At 53.0% G+C, this 18,258-nt stretch carries 15 protein-coding genes; 10 read left to right on the top strand and 5 right to left on the bottom strand.

All coding sequences use genetic code 11. From position 1 onward, the window contains the following. Positions 1–311: 311 nt before the first annotated feature. Complete coding sequence (locus FHR87_RS14535) at positions 312–1,907, bottom strand: malate:quinone oxidoreductase (RefSeq protein WP_183167434.1); 1,596 nt, start codon at positions 1,905–1,907, stop codon at positions 312–314. A gap of 514 nt (positions 1,908–2,421) precedes the next feature. On the opposite strand from FHR87_RS14535, the gene FHR87_RS14530 reads away from it, so the two are divergent. Then, on the top strand, positions 2,422–3,972 hold the full coding sequence (locus tag FHR87_RS14530) for a catalase (protein WP_221189858.1): 1,551 nt from the start codon (positions 2,422–2,424) through the stop codon (positions 3,970–3,972). 47 nt (positions 3,973–4,019) lie between these two features. Beyond that, positions 4,020–4,553, top strand: coding sequence for an ankyrin repeat domain-containing protein (locus tag FHR87_RS14525; RefSeq protein ID WP_183167433.1), 534 nt, complete (start codon positions 4,020–4,022; stop codon positions 4,551–4,553). Between the two features lie 6 nt (positions 4,554–4,559). On the opposite strand, the gene FHR87_RS14520 is transcribed toward FHR87_RS14525, so the two are convergent. Together FHR87_RS14520 and acnA are read right to left on the bottom strand one after the other, a co-directional pair. Continuing rightward, on the bottom strand, positions 4,560–4,976 hold the full coding sequence (locus FHR87_RS14520) for an MliC family protein (protein ID WP_183167432.1): 417 nt from the start codon (positions 4,974–4,976) through the stop codon (positions 4,560–4,562). 156 nt (positions 4,977–5,132) lie between these two features. Continuing rightward, the gene (gene acnA / locus FHR87_RS14515) at positions 5,133–7,805 is read right to left on the bottom strand and encodes an aconitate hydratase AcnA (RefSeq protein WP_183167431.1); all 2,673 of its coding nucleotides are present in this window, start codon (positions 7,803–7,805) and stop codon (positions 5,133–5,135) included. A 181-nt stretch (positions 7,806–7,986) separates the two neighbouring features. On the opposite strand from acnA, the gene rlmM reads away from it, so the two are divergent. Next, on the top strand, positions 7,987–9,042 hold the full coding sequence (gene rlmM, locus FHR87_RS14510; protein WP_183167430.1) for a 23S rRNA (cytidine(2498)-2'-O)-methyltransferase RlmM: 1,056 nt from the start codon (positions 7,987–7,989) through the stop codon (positions 9,040–9,042). A 51-nt stretch (positions 9,043–9,093) separates the two neighbouring features. Then, positions 9,094–9,348 (top strand): sulfurtransferase TusA, encoded by a 255-nt coding sequence (gene tusA, locus FHR87_RS14505; RefSeq protein WP_183167429.1) that lies wholly within the window; start codon positions 9,094–9,096, stop codon positions 9,346–9,348. 119 nt (positions 9,349–9,467) lie between these two features. Here tusA and ppnP read toward each other — a convergent pair whose 3' ends face one another. Beyond that, positions 9,468–9,749, bottom strand: a complete 282-nt coding sequence (gene ppnP / locus FHR87_RS14500; RefSeq protein ID WP_183167428.1) for a pyrimidine/purine nucleoside phosphorylase — start codon at positions 9,747–9,749, stop codon at positions 9,468–9,470. Between the two features lie 172 nt (positions 9,750–9,921). Here ppnP and FHR87_RS19300 point away from each other — a divergent pair, with 172 nt between their 5' ends. Beyond that, positions 9,922–10,173: a YkgJ family cysteine cluster protein gene (locus tag FHR87_RS19300; protein WP_246336049.1), complete on the top strand. Its 252-nt coding sequence runs from the start codon at positions 9,922–9,924 to the stop codon at positions 10,171–10,173. Positions 10,174–10,259: 86 nt separating this feature from the next. Here the strand turns inward: FHR87_RS19300 and gltA are convergent, their stop codons facing one another. Beyond that, positions 10,260–11,531 carry a citrate synthase gene (gene gltA, locus FHR87_RS14495; RefSeq protein WP_183167427.1) on the bottom strand — a complete coding sequence of 424 codons (1,272 nt, stop codon included), beginning with the start codon at positions 11,529–11,531 and terminating at the stop codon, positions 10,260–10,262. Between the two features lie 350 nt (positions 11,532–11,881). Between gltA and sdhC the strand changes: the two genes are divergently transcribed. From sdhC to FHR87_RS14470, 5 genes are all read left to right on the top strand, one after another. Further along, complete coding sequence (gene sdhC / locus FHR87_RS14490; RefSeq protein ID WP_183167426.1) at positions 11,882–12,268, top strand: succinate dehydrogenase, cytochrome b556 subunit; 387 nt, start codon at positions 11,882–11,884, stop codon at positions 12,266–12,268. After that, positions 12,262–12,630 carry a succinate dehydrogenase, hydrophobic membrane anchor protein gene (gene sdhD / locus FHR87_RS14485; protein WP_183167425.1) on the top strand — a complete coding sequence of 123 codons (369 nt, stop codon included), beginning with the start codon at positions 12,262–12,264 and terminating at the stop codon, positions 12,628–12,630. Before sdhC ends, sdhD begins: the two co-directional genes overlap by 7 nt. A 3-nt stretch (positions 12,631–12,633) precedes the next feature. Beyond that, entirely contained in the window at positions 12,634–14,421 is a 1,788-nt protein-coding gene (gene sdhA / locus FHR87_RS14480) for a succinate dehydrogenase flavoprotein subunit (protein ID WP_183167424.1), read from the top strand. An 11-nt stretch (positions 14,422–14,432) separates the two neighbouring features. Beyond that, a complete protein-coding gene (locus FHR87_RS14475) occupies positions 14,433–15,137 on the top strand; it encodes a succinate dehydrogenase iron-sulfur subunit (protein WP_183167423.1) in 705 nt (234 codons plus the stop codon). A gap of 262 nt (positions 15,138–15,399) precedes the next feature. Then, positions 15,400–18,237: a 2-oxoglutarate dehydrogenase E1 component gene (locus FHR87_RS14470; RefSeq protein WP_183167422.1), complete on the top strand. Its 2,838-nt coding sequence runs from the start codon at positions 15,400–15,402 to the stop codon at positions 18,235–18,237. Positions 18,238–18,258 lie beyond the last annotated feature (21 nt).

The following is an 18,258-nucleotide window of genomic DNA, read 5'->3' as shown; positions in this document are numbered from 1 at the left end:
GTCGCGAACTGACCAGATGCTGCAGCCTCAAGTGCTGCTTTGGAAGAAACAGGGCTTGTGAAATGTTCATGGCGACAACCCTATTCCCGCCAGAAGAGGAATGGCAAGTATTGTTTTGAAATTGGTATTAATGGTCGATATATGATTTTTTAATGGAATTGAATTTCAAAAATAAAGGATTTTATTGGTTTTATTTTTCCGAGCCTGATCTCTTTCGTGAAGCTGGCTGGATTACCAGTACCATGAATGCGGAGCGGAAAAAACATCCCCCTCGGGTGAGGGGGATATGGTTGATGCAGTACCTGCTTGGTCTAGTTGACTGCTGCGGTCGAGGGGTTTTCCTGTTCCGGTTGTACGGGGACGAAATTGAGCTGCAGGTATTGGCTGGTCATTTGGCGAATCGAGTTGGTCAGCTCGATGTTGTTGTTGAGCTTCTGGCCATAAGAGGGAACGATTTCCTTCAGCTTGGCTTGCCAGTCGGGAGTCTTGATCCTGTCCTTGAAGGTCTTTTCCAGTACGGTCAGCATGATCGGGGCAGCAGTGGAGGCGCCGGGCGAGGCTCCCAGCAGTGCCGCAATGCTGCCATCGGCAGAGGCTACGACCTCGGTACCGAATTGCAGAACGCCACCGTGCTCGGCATCTTTCTTGATGATCTGCACGCGCTGGCCGGCATCGAGCAGCTTCCAGTCTGCACTTTTGGCTTCAGGCAAGTACTCGCGCAGCACTTCGATGCGTTCTTCCTGGCTCAGCATCAACTGACTGATGAGATAGGTGCTTAGCGACAGGTTGTCGAGTCCGGCATGGGCTATCGGCATGATGTTGTCCGTGCTTATCGAGCCCGGCATGTCCATCAATGAACCATTCTTCAGGAACTTGGTGGAAAAGGTGGCGAAAGGTCCGAAAAGCAAGGCCCGCTTGCCCTCGATGATGCGAGTATCCAGGTGCGGCACGGACATCGGTGGAGAGCCGACGGAAGCCTTGCCGTAGACCTTGGCCAGATGGCGATTCACTACTTCCGGATTGCTGGTGTAGAGGAACTGGCCGCCTACCGGGAAGCCGGCATAGCCTTCAGCTTCCGGAATACCGGTTTTCTGCAGCAGTGGCAGTGCGCCGCCGCCAGCCCCGATGAAGACGAACTTGGCCTTGATGGCGCTTTCTGCACCGTTGTTGGCCAAGTCGGCGACCGTTACGGTCCAGGTCTGATCATCGTTGCGCCGGATATCGCGGACTTCATGCTGCAGGTTCAGCTTGACGTTATCGTGATGGGTCAGCGAGTCCATCAGTTGGCGCGTGATTTCGCCGAAGTTGACGTCGGTGCCGATTGGCATACGGGTCGCTGCAACTTTCTGGTTGGCCGGACGGCCCTCCATGACCAGGGGCACCCATTGCTTGATGGTCGCCTGATCTTCCGAGTACTCCATGCCGCGGAACAGCGTGCTGTGCTGTAGGGCTGCATGGCGTTTCTTCAGGAACGCAATGTTGTCATCGCCCCATACGAAGCTGATGTGCGGAACATCGTTAATGAAGGATTTCGGATCCTTCAATACGTCCTGTTGAATCTGGTGTGCCCAGAACTGGCGGGAAATCTCGAAGGATTCATTAACCGCTACCGCCTTGCTGATATCGATGCTGCCATCGGCTTTTTCGGTGGTGTAATTCAGTTCGCAGAATGCAGAGTGGCCGGTGCCGGCATTATTCCAGGCATTTGAGCTTTCTGCCGCGACCTTGTCGAGGCGTTCGTAGATATCGATTGTCCAGCTGGGCTCCAGTTCATGGATGTAGGTACCCAGAGATGCGCTCATGATTCCGCCGCCGATTAGCAGGACGTCGACAGTCTTGTTCGCCTCTTGCTGCTTCGAGCAGGCAATGACGCTAAAGCATAAAAGTGTCACTAAGAGCTTTTTCATGGGGAAACTCATCGGAGGTGAGCAAAATCGAAGTGTGTAAAAATCGTCCAAAATATTACGGTAAAATTATGTGAAATAAAAACATTTTTGTGAGCTGGCTAATGTTTAGATTAGCCTGCTAACAGAGCTGGTTTCAATAATAAATTTCTATTGCATGGCTAATATGCTCTGTTATAACGTTTTTATATTATTAATAATAATAAAAAATCTATTTTTGGTTATTTTCTCATTTGATAAATATTCTCCATATTTGTTATATTACTACTTTTAAATTTTCGTACTCTATGCTGCCATTAATCAATCGGTATCTGTTTAGTTGATTGCTGCTCAAGTAGCTGCTCAAGTAAATGCAATCGCCTTGTGAGCGCACCGAAACCCCAACAGGCCCAAGGATCGTCCAAATCAATTGATCCAATTCTTTCTGTTGATTAGACGAATTTATGGTTTTGCCGAAACTCTTTAGTTGACGGCGCTGTATTGCCGGAAGACCTCAGCCGAAGAGAAGAATAAAACTATGAAAGCCACTGCCATCAAGCGCTGCTGCCTGTTATCGACTACCACGTTGCTGGCCATGGGCATTGCCACTGCGCATGCCGAGCCACTGACCCGTCTCAATGGGGCGCCGGTGGGGGATAACCAGAACTCCCTGACCGCCGGGCCCAACGGCCCGGTCCTGATTCAGGATCATCATCTGATCGAGAAGCTGGCTGCTTTCGATCGTGAGCGAATTCCCGAGCGCGTCGTGCATGCCCGTGGTACCGGCGCTGAAGGGGTATTCAAAGCGACTGTCGATCTGAGCAATATCACACAAGCGGCGCCGTTTCTGGCGACAGGCAAGGAGACACCGGTTTTCGTGCGCTTTTCCACTGTAATCCACCCCAAGGGATCGCCTGAAACCCTGCGTGATCCGCATGGATTTGCGGTCAAGTTCTATACTGAAGACGGCAACTGGGATCTGGTAGGAAATAACCTGCCGGTGTTCTTCATCCGCGATGCCATCAAGTTCCCGGATATGATCCATTCGCTCAAACCCGACCCTGTGACCAATATCCAGGACCCGAATCGGTTCTTCGATTTTTTCTCCCATGTACCGGAAAGCACCCATATGCTGACTCGTGTGTACAGCACGCTTGGAATTCCGGCTAGTTATCGGCAGATGGATGGCGCCGGCGTAAATGCTTTCAAGTTTACTACCAAGGACTGCAGCAACTGGCAGTACGTGAAATTCACCTGGAAGAGCCGCCAGGGTGTGAAAGGGCTATCTGTTGCCGAGGCCGCCGAAGTGCAGAAGGTGGATTTCAATCATCTGACGCGAGATCTCTATACCGAGATTGGCAAGGGGAATTTTCCGGTCTGGGATCTTTATATCCAGACGCTGAAGCCTGAGGAACTCGACAAGTTCGACTTCAATCCGCTGGATGACACCAAGATCTGGCCTGAGGATCTTGTGCCAGCACGCAAAGTAGGTGAGCTGACGCTGAACAAGGTGCCGGACAATTTCTTCCAGGCCACTGAGCAGGTAGCCGTGGCGCCGAGCAACATGATCCCGGGCATCGAGCCTTCCGAAGATCGCATGCTACAGGGGCGCCTGTTCTCCTACGCCGATACCCAGCGTTACCGTTTGGGCATCAATCACCTGTATCTGCCGGTGAACGCGCCACGCAACCCGATGCATACCAATGCCCAGGATGGCGCCGGTTACTCGCCGCCGCGCAAGGGATCGGTCAATTATCAGCCAAGCCGTACGGACGCGAACCTGACGGATAATGCCGAATACGATTATTGCCGCTATGAGCTGAAGGGAACCACGCAGCAGGACATCATTGCCAAGACGCAGAATTTCAAACAGGCAGGGGATTTCTATCGGAGCCTGGATGAAGACGGCAAGGTGAAGCTTGTCGATGGCCTGAATGCCGATCTTGGACAGGTCAAGAGCGATGAAATTCGCACCATCATGGTCAGCTACTTTTACAAGGCCGACATCGATTATGGAACCCGGGTAGCCAAGGCTGTGAAAGTGAATCTGGTCGATGCGAAGAAACTGGCCGACAGTTACAACAACTGAAACCAATAAGAGGGGGCGGCCATGTGTAAGCATGGCTGCTTTTCACTATGCGCTATCTGTTTGCCTTTCTCATGCTGATAACCTCGATAGCTCTGGCTGATGAAGACGATGAACGCCTGCTGGATGCTGCTCGCGAAGGCAATGTTGCGGTTCTGGAGACGTTGACAGCCAAGGGGGCGAATCTGAATGCAGTCAATGCACGAGGTTATACGCCATTCATCATGGCTGCCTATTACGGCCATACCGAGGTGCTCGCCTGGCTGCTCAAGCATGGTGCCGAGCCCTGTGCCGAGGACCAGCAGGGCAGCAACGTATACATGGGCGTTGCCTACAGGGGATACGAAGGAACAGCGAAATGGCTGCTGGAAAATACCGGCTGTAACATCAACCATACAAACCATGCGGGCCAGACAGCCTTGATGATGGCTTCGTTATTCGGGCGAGAGGCTATCGTGCAGTTATATCTGCAACATGGGGCCGATGCCGATCTGGTCGATCGGCAGGGCAACACGGCTGCGAGCCTGGCGCAAGGGCAAGGACTCACCCATATCGTCAGGCAGTTACGCTTCGTTATGCAGTAATGGTGATCAGTGCTGTGAGGCTGGTTCAAGGCAGCTTTCGATCGTTTCGCCACTGGTGCCGGCTTTCATGTGAGAGAGTGTGCTCTTCGAGCCGGCAGCTGCTCTATTCCATTGGATATCGTCGTTGAGGTAGCGTTTGCTGCTTGCCGATGCTGCCGCCAGTGCGTGGGTCGAGCCTTCGTATTTCAGCGTTGCCTTGTTTTCAGGGAAATATTCCACGGTCAGGGTTTTGCCACTGTCGCAGGTATAACTCACTATTTCGGGAGCGCTTTGTGGTGTGGCTACCGATGTTACCGGTGGCGCGGTAGAGGTTACCGGTGAGGCCGGAGCTCTTTCTTCTTTCTTGTCACATCCTGCAAGAATAGCAGTTGCAGCCAATGCTGCGATCATTAGTGACTTATTCATGGTCGACTCCTCTTTCATAGATAATTCCCTGGCAGTTAGGGCTAACGTTCGACAGGTATCGATGCGAAAAGATGCGTCGGTTCTTCATATGAAGGAAAAATGAAATCGCACAATGGCGAATGGCTGCTTTCCAGCGGCCATCCAGTCTGCCGAAAACCCTGAAGCGAGTCAGTTTCACTTGATCAGGCTACGCAATACATAATGTAAAATTCCGCCAGCCTTGAAGTACTGGACTTCATTGGTCGTATCGATACGGCACAGCACTTCGAAGGTATCGTGACTACCATCGGGGCGCTCTATGGTGACTCCAAGCGTCTGCTGTGGCTCGATATCGGCGGAAAGTCCGTGGATGGAGAGTATTTCGCGGCCAGTGAGTCCCAGCGACTGACGGGTCTGGCCATTAATGAACTGCAAGGCCAGAACTCCCATACCGATCAGGTTGGAGCGGTGAATACGCTCGAAGCTTTCGGCGATTACGGCCTTTACCCCCAGTAGATTGGTGCCCTTGGCTGCCCAGTCGCGGCTGGATCCGGTGCCATATTCCTTGCCGGCAATCACCACCAGTGGCGTGTTTTGGCTCTGGTAGCGCATGGCAGCCGCGTAGATCGACATCTTTTCACCATCCGGCTGGTAGAGCGTATTGCCGCCTTCTTCACCGCCCAGCATTTCGTTTTTGATACGGATATTGGCAAAGGTGCCACGCATCATCACTTCGTGATTACCACGGCGTGAGCCGTAGGAATTGAAATCCTCCGGAGCGACGCCGAGCTGTTGTAGATAAAGCCCCGCTGGTGAGTTGGCCTTTATATTCCCGGCAGGTGAGATATGGTCGGTGGTGATGGAATCACCGAATAGCGCCAGGATGCGAGCGCCTTCGATATCCTCTGGCGAGGCTGCTGGCTTGTCGATGTCTTCGAAGAAAGGCGGATTCTGCACATAGCTGGAGTCGGCATTCCATTCATAAGTGTCGCCTGTGCCGACCGAAATGGCCTGCCAGTTCTTGTCGCCATCGAATACGTTGGCATAGCGTCGGCGAAACATGCTGCCGTCGATCTGGCTGACGGCTGCGTTTATCTCGCTGCTGCTCGGCCAGATCTCCTTGAGATAGACCGGTTGATTCTTGTCATCAAATCCCAGCGGTTCCCTGGACAAATCAATGCGCGTAGTTCCAGCCAGGGCAAAGGCCACAACCAGCGGTGGCGAGGCCAGCCAGTTGGCCTTGACCAGCGGATGCACGCGACCTTCGAAATTGCGATTGCCGGATAGAACCGAGGATACGATCAAATCGTTATCGGTAATTGCCTGGCCGATGGGCTCGGACAGTGGGCCAGAGTTGCCGATGCAGGTGGTGCAACCATAGCCGACCAGGTTGAAGCCAAGCTGATTCAGATAAGGTGTAAGACCGGCCTTTTCCAGGTAGTCGGTCACAACCTTGGAGCCGGGAGCCAATGAGGATTTGACCCAGGGCTGGCGTTGCAAGCCTCGCTCCACGGCTTTTTTGGCCAGCAGGCCTGCAGCCATCAAGACATTGGGGTTGGAAGTGTTGGTGCAAGAGGTGATGGCGGCAATGACCACTGCGCCATGCTTGAGCGGGAAATCTTCGTCCTTGACCTCGAATGCTGTCTCGGCCTGTTGCCGTTTACCGGTGGTTTCCAGCAGCAAATCGAAACTCGCACCGATATCGCTTAGTGCCACACGATCCTGTGGGCGTTTCGGGCCGGCCAGCGATGGTACGACATCGGCCAGCTCCAGCTCCAGCGTGTGGGTAAACACTGGATCGGGAGTGTTGCTATCACGCCACAGACCTTGGGCTTTGCTGTACGCTTCGACTAGCGCGATGCGCGACTCGTCGCGGCCGGTCAGGCGCAGATAGTCGATAGTGACTTGATCCACAGGGAAAAAGCCGCAGGTTGCACCGTATTCCGGTGCCATATTACTGATGGTCGCGCGGTCGGCCAGTGGGAGGTTATCGAGGCCCGGGCCGAAGAATTCAACGAATTTGCCGACTACTCCCTGCTTGCGCAGCATCTGGGTTACGGTAAGTACCAGGTCAGTAGCGGTCATGCCTTCTTGTAGCTTGCCGGTCAGGCGAAAGCCGACCACTTCAGGAATCAGCATGGAAACCGGCTGGCCAAGCATGGCCGCTTCGGCCTCGATGCCACCGACACCCCAGCCGAGGATGCCCAAGCCATTGATCATAGTGGTATGAGAGTCGGTTCCTACCAAGGTATCCGGATAGGCGTAGGTATCGCCATTCTCGTCCCGGGTCCAGACTACCTGTCCCAGGTATTCCAGATTCACCTGGTGACAGATGCCGGTGCCTGGCGGTACTACGCGGAAGTTATCGAAAGCCTGCTGGCCCCAGCGCAGAAAGGCATAGCGTTCGCCATTGCGCTGCATCTCGATTTCCACATTTTCCTGGAAAGCCCGATCACTACCGAAATGGTCGACCATAACCGAATGATCGATCACCAGATCGACCGGGGAAAGGGGATTGATCTTTTGCGGGTCGGCTCCTGCGCGCGACACGGCATCACGCATGGCGGCCAGGTCGACGATTGCCGGTACGCCGGTGAAATCCTGCATCAGCACTCGTGCCGGACGGTACTGGATTTCCTGATTGGAGCTGCGTTTCTTGAGCCAATTGGCAAGGGCGATAAAATCTTTCTTGTGCACCGTAGCGCCATCTTCCCAACGTAGCAGGTTTTCCAGCAGCACCTTCAGCGAAGCGGGCAGGCGAGAGATATCACCTAGATGTCTGGCCGCTTCCGGCAGGCTGAAGTAATGGTAGGTTTTGCCAGCGACTTCCAGGCTACGGCGGCAATCGAGGCTATCCAGAGAGGGCATTCTCGTCTCCTTTTTCTTCTCCGCAGAGCGGAGCAGGGAAGTGAATGCGGAGCCTTGAAGCAAGGCCCTGCTTCATGTAGTCGATAATTACTGGACTGACAAGGAAAGCGAGGGTTCCAACTCTCGGCTATCATGCCCGCCTTTCTTGCGCTCTGGCTCGATGCCGTTTACGAAAAACTCGATGAAGACATTGCTGTTGCATTGCCGTACTGGTTTTGAAAATGAGGTCTGTGCCGAAATCGGTGATTTGGCTGGTCAGATGAATATCGCTGGCTACGCCAAGGCGCGTCCAGGTACTGGGTTTGCAGAATTTATCTGCAATGGTGGCGACGATCTCGAGCACTTGATGAAAAAAGTGCGTTTCTCACGGTTGATATTTCCCCGGCAGTGGGCGCGCGGTGAATGGCTGCACTTGCCGGAGGGGGATCGAATCGGCATTTTGCTGGAGTATCTCGCAACGATTCCGGCGTGCAGCAGTTTGTGGCTGGAAGTATTGGATACGAATGAAGGTAAGGAACTATCGACCTTTTGCCGTAAATTCGAAGCTCCGTTACGTCGGGCATTGACCAAAAGTGGCTATCTTCTGGATGGTGGTGCTGGACCCTGTCTGCTAATGACTTTTCGTAGTGGTCGCGAGGTTTTCGTCGGAATTGCGGAAAAAGGCAACAGCGCGCTTTGGCCGATGGGAATTCCGCGCCTGAAATTTCCTCGCCAGGCACCCAGTCGCTCTACGCTCAAACTGGAAGAGGCCTGGCATCATTTCATTCCGCGCAGTGAGTGGGATGATCGCTTGACGGCTGGAATGACCGCTGTCGATCTGGGCGCTTCACCCGGAGGCTGGACTTGGCAGTTGGTCAATCGCTATATGCGAGTCATCGCCGTCGACAATGGCCCCATGAATGAAAAGCTGATGGACTCGGGTTTGGTAGAACATCAGCATGTCGATGGTTTCGTTTTTCGCCCGCGTAAGCCAGTGGATTGGATGGTCTGCGATATTGTCGAGAAACCTGCGCGCAATGCAGCATTGCTGGAGAATTGGATTGGCGAAGGACTGTGTCGTGAAGCTGTAGTCAATCTCAAGTTACCGATGAAACAGCGCTATACCGAAGTAAAGCGCTTGCTGGAGCGTATCGAGTCAGGACTGGCCGGACGAGGTGTGCAGGCTGGTATTGCCTGCAAGCAGCTCTATCATGATCGCGAAGAGGTGACCTGCCATGTGCGAGTATTCAAAAGCTGACCTGGTTGCTTTCCTGTATCGAGAACTCATTCTGCTCGACCGGAGATTTTAATGGGCGTATCAACTGAAATGACAACAGACGACATCCTGGACGCTTCTGGGTTGCATTGTCCGGAGCCGGTGATGATGCTGCATAACAAAGTGCGTGATCTGGCCGATGGCGGATTACTCAAAGTTATCGCCACAGACCCATCTACGCAGAGGGATATTCCTAAATTCTGTATGTTTCTCGGGCACGAATTGCTTGAGCAGAAAGCGGAAAAGGGAAGTTATTTGTATTGGATCCGGAAGAAAAGCAACCAATGATTGATTTCTGTTGGGAGCGGTAATGCTCGGACCATATGTGAGCGAATGGATCTATTTATCGGGGTCTGTTCATATGGGTAGCGTCTAGTCTTCGTAGAGCATAGACGCTCCGACTCGTTCTAGTGGTATTCGCACAAATAGGCAGTATCTACACTCACCTTCAACTGAAATTTGCTATTAGGCTGGACGGTGAACTGACTACCGGCTTCGAATGTTTTCCAATCCGCATTGCCCGGCAGCTTGGCGACCAGACTACCCGAGACCACGTGCATTATTTCCAGTTGGTTGGTACCGAATTCGTATTCGCCGGGTGCCATGACGCCGATCGTGGCAGGGCCATTGGCCATGTCGAATGCAATGGATTTGACACTGCCATTGAAGTACTCGTTGACCTTGAACATGCTTCTCTCCTGTTCGCGTTCGAAAAGGAGGCGAAGTATGCCCAAGCCATTCATTGCCGTCATCCGGATTGATGAACGATGCTCTTGGCACGATTACTTATGAATCCAAATTATCTGATACATTGTTACGGTGATTAGAATACCTGCCTTTAGCAATGCTTCAGGAGTGATGATGGAATGCCGCCCTGCTTGCGGTGCCTGCTGTGTAGCGCCTTCCATAACCCAGCCTTTTTTCGGTATGCCTCACGGAAAGCCGGCGGGAATCCCTTGTCTACACTTGACTGAACACTTTATGTGCAACTTGTTCGATAAGCCAGAACGTCCAGCCGTATGCCAAAGATTTAAAGCCGATCCAGAGGTTTGCGGATGCAGTCGGGAGGAGGCTATCGAGCTGATTACATGGTGGGAGCAGACGACTTCTTGAGGTTCACCTGTAATTTCAGACGATGTACAAAAAATTGAAAGAAAAAAGCTGCCAGAAGGCAGCTTTTTTGAGTGGAAAGCTATCTATCAGCGTGTGATATCGCGCTTCAATTCGCCAGTGTAAAGCTGGCGCGGGCGGTTGATCTTGTATGGGCCCGACAGCATTTCTTTCCAGTGAGAGATCCAGCCAACGGTGCGAGCCAGAGCAAAGATCACTGTAAACATGCTGGTCGGAATACCAACGGCCTTGAGGATGATACCCGAGTAGAAGTCTACGTTCGGGTACAGGTTACGCTCGGCGAAGTAGGGATCCTTCAGCGCGATTTGCTCGAGCTTCATCGCCAGTTCCAGTTGTGGGTCGTTGATACCCAGCTCGGCCAGTACCTCGTCACAGGTCTTCTTCATGACGCGCGCACGTGGATCGAAGTTCTTGTAGACGCGGTGGCCAAAGCCCATCAGTTTGAACGGATCGTTCTTATCCTTGGCCTTGGCCAGATATTTCTCGATATTCGAGACATCCCCGATTTCGTCCAACATGGTCAGTACGGCTTCGTTTGCACCACCATGAGCCGGTCCCCAGAGTGCGGCGATACCGGCGGCAATACAGGCGAATGGGTTGGCACCAGTCGAACCTACAGAACGCACTGCCGAAGTCGAAGCATTCTGCTCATGGTCGGCATGGAGGACAAAGATCCGGTCCATGGCTTTGGCCAGCACGGGACTGATCGGTTTTTCCTCGCACGGCGTGTTGAACATCATGTGCAGGAAGTTTTCCGCGTAATTAAGATCGTTACGTGGATATACCATCGGTTGGCCTATGGAGTACTTGTAGGCCATCGCGGCAATAGTGGGGAGCTTGGCAACCAGACGGATCGCGGAAATCTCGCGATGCTGTGGATTATTATTATCAAGTGAATCGTGATAGAAGGCGGAAAGAGCGCCGACTACCCCAAGCAAAATCGCCATCGGATGGGCATCGCGGCGAAAACCATTGAAGAAGGTTTTCAGCTGTTCGTGAACCATGGTGTGGTTTTTCACCGTGTTTACGAACTTTTCCTTTTCCTCGGGAGTTGGCAGCTCCCCATAGAGCAAGAGATAGCAGGTTTCCAGGTAGTCGGATTTTTCCGCCAACTGCTCGATTGGGTATCCGCGATGCAGCAAGATGCCCTTGTCACCATCGATATAGGTGATTTTCGACTCGCAAGATGCGGTCGACATGAAGCCTGGGTCGAAAGTGAAGTTACCAGTGGAGAGAAGACCACGGACGTCGATTACGTCTGGCCCCAGAGTGGCACTTATTACGGGCAGCTCGACGGGGGCTGCGCCCTCGATGATCAACTGCGCTTTCTTGTCAGCCATGTATGGCCTCCTGTGTTTGCTTGGAATCATCAGAAGCCCCCACGCAGGGCCCGGGTCACTATAGAACGATAGGAGCCAATGTCAATTTGGCCTAAAGCATAATGGCGTGAGACCTGCCGGGAGCATTTTCATGAATAGCGGCCGATTGAATACGCTTTTTGCTTTCCTACTGCAATGCTTAGTTGGTGGCATTTCACCACATTGTCATTAGGAACCTATCGGTCTATACTCGGCCACCGACCGGCAGGGGCCCAGAGGAGTTCCAGACTTCGAGGGTTTCACCCGTGGGTGGCGGGCGCTATACAGTGCTCTTCCCGACAACTTTGCTCTGCGTGCCAGGGCCTTCGAGTGTGAAAGAAGCCGTGAAAAGCCAACGACCTGTAAACCTAGATCTTAGGACCATCAAACTCCCTATCACCGCTTATACGTCGATTTTGCATCGGGTTTCCGGTGTGATCTTGTTCATAGGTATTGCAGTGCTGCTATTCGCACTCGATACCTCGCTGGCCTCCGAGGAGGGCTTTGCGCGGGTCAAAATGTATCTGAGCAGTCCGCTGGTCAAGCTGATTGTTTGGGGACTGTTGTCTGCGCTGCTGTACCACCTGGTAGCTGGGGTTCGCCATCTCATTATGGATACGGGCCACGGTGAAACGCTGGAAGGTGGCAAGCAAGGTTCGAAAATCGTTCTCATCGTTTCTGCGGTGTTGATCCTTTTGACGGGAGTTTGGGTATGGTAACCAACGTCACGAATTTTTCGCGCTCAGGTCTTTTCGACTGGATGGCGCAACGTGTATCCGCTGTAGTCCTCGCGGCATACTTCATTTTTCTGCTGGGATACCTCGTCGTACATCCGGGATTGAACTATGCGCAGTGGGCCGGATTTTTTTCCGGCAACTTGATGCGTATCTTCAGTCTTCTGGCTCTGGTCGCCGTTAGTGTTCATGCCTGGGTCGGCATGTGGACGATCTCCACTGATTATCTGACCCCGATGGCGCTCGGCAAATATGCCACCGTTGTACGTTTTCTCTTCCAGGCTGCATGCGGCATTGCCATGTTCGCGTTCTTCGTCTGGGGTGTGCAGATTCTTTGGGGTATCTGATTCATGGCTAATATACGTACGCTTTCTTTTGATGCCATCATCGTAGGTGGTGGTGGTGCTGGCATGCGCGCAGCGCTACAGCTGGCTCAATCCGGATACAAGACCGCAGTAGTGACCAAGGTGTTTCCTACTCGCTCTCATACCGTTTCGGCCCAGGGTGGCATTACTTGTGCCATTGCTTCGTCAGATCCGAACGACGATTGGCGCTGGCACATGTACGATACTGTCAAGGGCTCCGATTACATCGGCGACCAGGACGCTATTGAATATATGTGCTCGGTCGGTCCGGAAGCTGTGTTCGAGCTGGAGCACATGGGGCTGCCTTTCTCTCGTACTGAAACCGGTCGTATCTACCAGCGCCCGTTCGGCGGTCAGTCGAAGGACTTCGGTAAAGGTGGCCAGGCTGCTCGCACTTGCGCAGCTGCGGATCGGACTGGCCATGCTCTGTTGCACACCCTGTATCAGAACAACCTGAAGAACGACACAGTATTCCTTAATGAATGGTATGCCGTAGATCTGGTGAAGAATCAGGATGGTGCCATCGTTGGAATCATTGCCATCTGCATCGAAAGCGGCGAGACCGTATATATCCGTTCCAAGGCTACTGTCTTGGCTACTGGTGGTGCCGGTCGTATCTATGCTTCCACTACCAATGCCCTGATTAACAGTGGCGATGGTGTTGGCATGGCGCTACGTGCCGGTGTTCCGGTTCAGGACATCGAAATGTGGCAGTTCCACCCGACTGGCATTGCCGGTGCCGGTGTTCTCGTGACCGAGGGCTGTCGTGGTGAAGGTGGTTATCTGATCAACAAGCACGGCGAGCGTTTCATGGAGCGTTATGCTCCGAATGCCAAAGATCTGGCTGGTCGCGATGTTGTGGCTCGCTCAATGGTCAAGGAAGTACTTGCTGGAAATGGCTGTGGTCCCAATGGCGATCATGTGCTGCTCAAGCTGGATCATCTTGGCGAAGAAGTTTTGCACAGCCGTCTGCCGGGTATTTGCGAACTGTCGAAGACCTTTGCTCATGTCGACCCAGTAGTTGCTCCGGTTCCGGTTATTCCGACTTGCCACTATATGATGGGTGGCGTTGCTACCAATATTCATGGCCAGGCAATTACGCAAGGAGCAGACGGCGAAGACAAAATCATCGAAGGGCTGTTTGCTGTCGGTGAAGTAGCTTGTGTGTCCGTACACGGTGCTAACCGTCTGGGTGGTAACTCACTGCTTGACTTGGTTGTATTTGGTCGCGCTACTGGTCTGCATCTGGAAAAAGCCCTTAAGGAAGGAATCGAGTATCGCAATGCTACCGCAACCGACCTGGATGTTTCGTTGAGCCGTCTGGCTGGCGTAAATGAGCGATCATCCGGTGAGGATGTTGCACCGCTACGCAAAGAACTGCAGAGCTGCATGCAGAATTATTTCGGTGTATTCCGCACCGGTGAATACATGCAGAAAGGTATCGAGCAACTGGTTGACCTGCGTGGGCGCATTGCCAATGTCAAAATTGCCGATAAGAGTCAGTCTTTTAATACTGCTCGTATCGAGGCACTGGAGTTGCAAAACCTCCTCGAGGTTGCAGAAGCCACTGCAATTGCGGCAGAAGCGCGTAAGGAATCTCGCGGTGCGCATGCTCGTGAAGACTTCGAAGAGCGTGACGACAATGAATGGCTATGCCACACCCTGTACTTCCCAGGTGATAAGCGCGTAACCAAACGTGCCGTTAACCGTTCGCCAAAGATTATTGACGGCGATCTTCTTGAATACTTCAAGCCTAAAGTCCGCACTTATTAAGGGTGAACGATATGTTGCAAGTAAGTGTTTATCGCTATAACCCCGATAAAGACCAGAAACCGTACATGCAAACATTCCAAGTCGATACCCAGGGTAAAGACTTGATGGTGCTTGACGTGTTAGCCCTGATTAAAGAGCAAGATGAGGCCTTTTCCTATCGCCGTTCCTGCCGCGAAGGCGTGTGTGGTTCTGATGGCATGAACATCAGTGGCAAAAACGGTTTGGCTTGTATCACTCCGTTGTCTTCAGTCGTAAAAGACAATAACTTGGTTTTGCGCCCACTACCTGGTCTACCGGTCATTCGTGATCTGGTCGTGGATATGAGTATCTTCTACAAGCAGTACGAGAAGGTACGTCCTTACCTGATAAACAACACGCCAGCACCAGCTATCGAGCGTTTTCAGTCTCCTGAAGATCGTGAGAAGTTAGACGGCCTGTATGAGTGTATTTTGTGTGCTTGCTGTTCTACTAGTTGCCCATCCTTCTGGTGGAATCCGGACAAATTCCTTGGTCCGGCTGCACTATTGCAAGCTTATCGCTTCCTGGCTGACAGTCGTGACAACTTCACCGAACAGCGTTTGGCATCTATGGATGATCCTTTCAGTGTATTCCGCTGCCGCGGCATTATGAATTGTGTAAGTGTATGCCCGAAAGGATTGAATCCGACCAAGGCAATAGGTCATGTGCGTAACATGCTGATTCGCAGCGGCACTTGATCATAGTCAGTCGGGATGGATTTGATTTTGCCGACTGGGTTTTCCTGCGGTATTCAGTGTTTCTGATGCCGCAGCTTGGTAGAAGATTCTGGAAAGCAGGGCCTTCTCTCGGAATTTCGTAGGCCGGCAGAGGACGATCCGAGCCAATGTCTAGCCTATCCGTAGGCCTCAACTACTCACCTTGAGTCATTTGGGTTCAGTCAATGTTTAAGGGAATACGGGCTGTGCGCCATTAGTATTCCCTTATCGAGGGCAACAAAGCATGCAAGACAGTGTGATGCAGCGTATGTGGGACAGTGCCTACCTTTCCGGTGGGAATGCCGAGTATGTAGAGGAGCTCTATGAGCTGTATCTGCAGGATCCTAGTGCCGTTCCGGAGGAGTGGCGCAGCAAATTCCAGAAATTGCCAACCAATGGTTCGCAATCCGGTGATGTTCCCCATTCCGGAATTCGCGAGCAATTCATCCAGCTAGCTAAAAGCTCGCGCCGCGGACAAGTTTCCACAGGAGCCGTCAGCCCCGAGCACGAGAAAAAGCAGATCGGTGTCTTGCAACTCATTCAAGACTACCGCTTGCTTGGGCACAGGGCTGCCCAGTTAGATCCGCTCGGCTTGCAACAGAAGCCTGTTCCGGTCGAACTTTCTCTCGCTAGCCACGGTCTTGGCGATGCTGATCTGGACACCATATTTTCTTCTGGTGATCTGAGCATCGGGAAGACTGAAGCGACTTTGCGTGAAATCCAGCAGGCCCTGAAAGAGACCTATTGCCGCACTATTGGCACAGAGTTCTCGCATGTTGTTACTACCGAGGAGCGTTCCTGGTTGCAGAATCGCTTCGAAAGCGTGCGTGGTCGTCCCGCGTTCTCCGTCGAGGTGAGAAAGCACTTACTGGAGCGATTGACGGCAGCCGAGGGGCTGGAAAAGTACCTGGGTACCAAGTATCCGGGTGCCAAGCGTTTCGGCCTGGAAGGGGGGGAAAGTTTAGTTCCGGTGCTGGATGAGATTGTTCAGCGGGTTGGTTCTCAGGGGCTTGTCAAGGAAATCGTTCTGGGTATGGCCCACCGTGGTCGTCTGAACGTGCTGGTCAATATCTTGGGCAAGAATCCGCGGGATCTATTTGATGAGTTCGATGGCAAGCATGTTGCCGGGCTAAGCTTAAGCTGCGGTGACGTGAAGTACCATCAGGGCTTTTCCTCCAACATCATGACCGGAGGGGGCGAAGTTCACCTGGCCATGGCCTTCAACCCATCCCACCTGGAAATCGTTTCTCCTGTGGTCGAAGGTTCCGTGCGGGCCCGCCAGGACCGTCGCGACGATGCCAGTGGCGATACGGTGCTGCCCATTACTATCCATGGTGATTCGGCCATCGCAGGACAGGGTGTGGTCATGGAGACCTATCAGATGTCCCTGCTCCGGGGCTTCAAGACAGGTGGTACCATCCGCATTGCCGTCAATAATCAGGTTGGTTTTACTACCAATCGTGCAGATGACGTGCGTTCCACTGAATACGCTACCGATGTGGCGAAGATGATTCAGGCACCAATTTTCCATGTGAATGGCGATGATCCTGAAGCCGTACTCTTCGTGACCCAGCTGGCAGTTGACTATCGCCAGCAATTCAAGCGCGATGTGGTTATCGATTTGGTCTGCTACCGCCGCCGCGGTCACAACGAAGCGGACGAACCGAGCGGCACCCAGCCACTGATGTACCAGAAGATTGCCAAGCACACCACCACTCGTGAGTTATATGCTGATGCGCTGGTTAAGGCCCAAGTGATCACTGCCGAGGAAGCCCAGGCTTTGGTGGACGAATACCGCAAGGCTCTGGACAACGGCCAGTTTGTGGTGAAAAGCTTGGTCAAGGAACCGAACAAGGCACTGTTCGTCGACTGGACTCCTTATATAGGGCATGCCTGGACCGCTCAGAGTGATACTCGCTTTGATCTGAAAAACCTGCAAGACCTGTCCAGCAAGCTATTGAACCTTCCGGAAGGCTTTGCTGTGCAGCGCCAGGTCGGCAAGCTGCTGGAAGAGCGTGGCAAGATGGCTACCGGCGAAATGCCGATCAACTGGGGTTATGCAGAAACCATGGCCTATGCCACTCTGCTTTCTCAGGGGTATCCGATACGCATCACTGGCCAGGACGTTGGTCGGGGCACCTTCTCCCACCGCCATGCAGCCCTGCACAACCAGAAAGACGGCAGTAACTACATTCCCCTGCAGCACCTGTTCGATGGACAGCCCAGTTTCACACTCTTCGATTCGTTCCTTTCTGAAGAGGCTGTGCTGGCTTTCGAGTACGGTTACTCGACCACGACGCCGAATGCACTTGTGATCTGGGAAGCGCAGTTCGGTGACTTCGCTAACGGTGCTCAGGTCGTAATCGATCAGTTCATTACCAGTGGTGAGCACAAGTGGGGCCGCCTGTGTGGTTTGACCATGCTGCTGCCACACGGTTATGAAGGTCAGGGCCCTGAGCACTCGTCCGCTCGCCTGGAGCGCTACCTGCAACTGTGTGCCGAACACAATATCCAGGTCTGTGTACCGACGACGCCGGCGCAGGTCTACCATATGCTGCGCCGCCAGATCATCCGTCCGCTGCGCAAGCCACTGGTTGCTCTGACGCCAAAATCGTTGCTGCGCCACAAGTTGGCCGTCTCTTCTCTTGAAGAGTTGACTCAAGGTTCGTTCCAGACTGTGATCGGCGAAATCGATCCGATCGAACCAGGCAAGGTCGAGCGCGTTATCCTGTGTAGCGGCAAGGTCTATTACGATCTTCTGGAGAAACGCCGTAGCGAAGGGCGTAACGACATTGCCATCGTTCGGATCGAGCAGCTATATCCTTTCCCCGAAGATGATCTGACTGAGGTACTGGCTCCCTATCAGAACCTCAAGCATGTCGTCTGGTGTCAGGAGGAGCCGATGAATCAGGGTGCCTGGTATTGCAGCCAGCACCACATGCGCCGCGTGGCTGCTGCGCACAAACAGGGCTTGTTCCTGGAATATGCCGGTCGTCCGGCTTCTGCTTCTCCTGCAGTCGGTTATGCCTCTGTGCATGCCGAGCAGCAGGAAAAGCTGCTTCAGGACGCATTTACCATTTAATAAATTCGCTGCGAAAGAGGC

This window comes from Azomonas macrocytogenes (assembly GCF_014191985.1).
Classification (GTDB): Bacteria; Pseudomonadota; Gammaproteobacteria; order Pseudomonadales; family Pseudomonadaceae; genus Azomonas; species Azomonas macrocytogenes.
The sequence above is the reverse complement of the archived record's forward strand: the minus strand, read 5'-3'. Positions and strand labels throughout refer to the sequence as shown.

Bases quoted from the DNA above. Each gene is read 5' to 3' on its own strand.
- tusA (WP_183167429.1), top strand. From the start codon at position 9,094: ATGGGCGTATCAACTGAAATGACAACAGACGACATCCTGGACGCTTCT.
- sdhD (WP_183167425.1), top strand. From the start codon at position 12,262: ATGGTAACCAACGTCACGAATTTTTCGCGCTCAGGTCTTTTCGACTGG.
- ppnP (WP_183167428.1), bottom strand. From the start codon at position 9,749: ATGTTCAAGGTCAACGAGTACTTCAATGGCAGTGTCAAATCCATTGCA.
- FHR87_RS14470 (WP_183167422.1), top strand. From the start codon at position 15,400: ATGCAAGACAGTGTGATGCAGCGTATGTGGGACAGTGCCTACCTTTCC.
- gltA (WP_183167427.1), bottom strand. From the start codon at position 11,531: ATGGCTGACAAGAAAGCGCAGTTGATCATCGAGGGCGCAGCCCCCGTC.
- FHR87_RS14535 (WP_183167434.1), bottom strand. From the start codon at position 1,907: ATGAAAAAGCTCTTAGTGACACTTTTATGCTTTAGCGTCATTGCCTGC.
- FHR87_RS14530 (WP_221189858.1), top strand. From the start codon at position 2,422: ATGAAAGCCACTGCCATCAAGCGCTGCTGCCTGTTATCGACTACCACG.
- acnA (WP_183167431.1), bottom strand. From the start codon at position 7,805: ATGCCCTCTCTGGATAGCCTCGATTGCCGCCGTAGCCTGGAAGTCGCT.
- FHR87_RS14520 (WP_183167432.1), bottom strand. From the start codon at position 4,976: ATGAAAGAGGAGTCGACCATGAATAAGTCACTAATGATCGCAGCATTG.
- FHR87_RS19300 (WP_246336049.1), top strand. From the start codon at position 9,922: ATGGAATGCCGCCCTGCTTGCGGTGCCTGCTGTGTAGCGCCTTCCATA.
- rlmM (WP_183167430.1), top strand. From the start codon at position 7,987: ATGAAGACATTGCTGTTGCATTGCCGTACTGGTTTTGAAAATGAGGTC.
- sdhA (WP_183167424.1), top strand. From the start codon at position 12,634: ATGGCTAATATACGTACGCTTTCTTTTGATGCCATCATCGTAGGTGGT.
- FHR87_RS14475 (WP_183167423.1), top strand. From the start codon at position 14,433: ATGTTGCAAGTAAGTGTTTATCGCTATAACCCCGATAAAGACCAGAAA.
- FHR87_RS14525 (WP_183167433.1), top strand. From the start codon at position 4,020: ATGCGCTATCTGTTTGCCTTTCTCATGCTGATAACCTCGATAGCTCTG.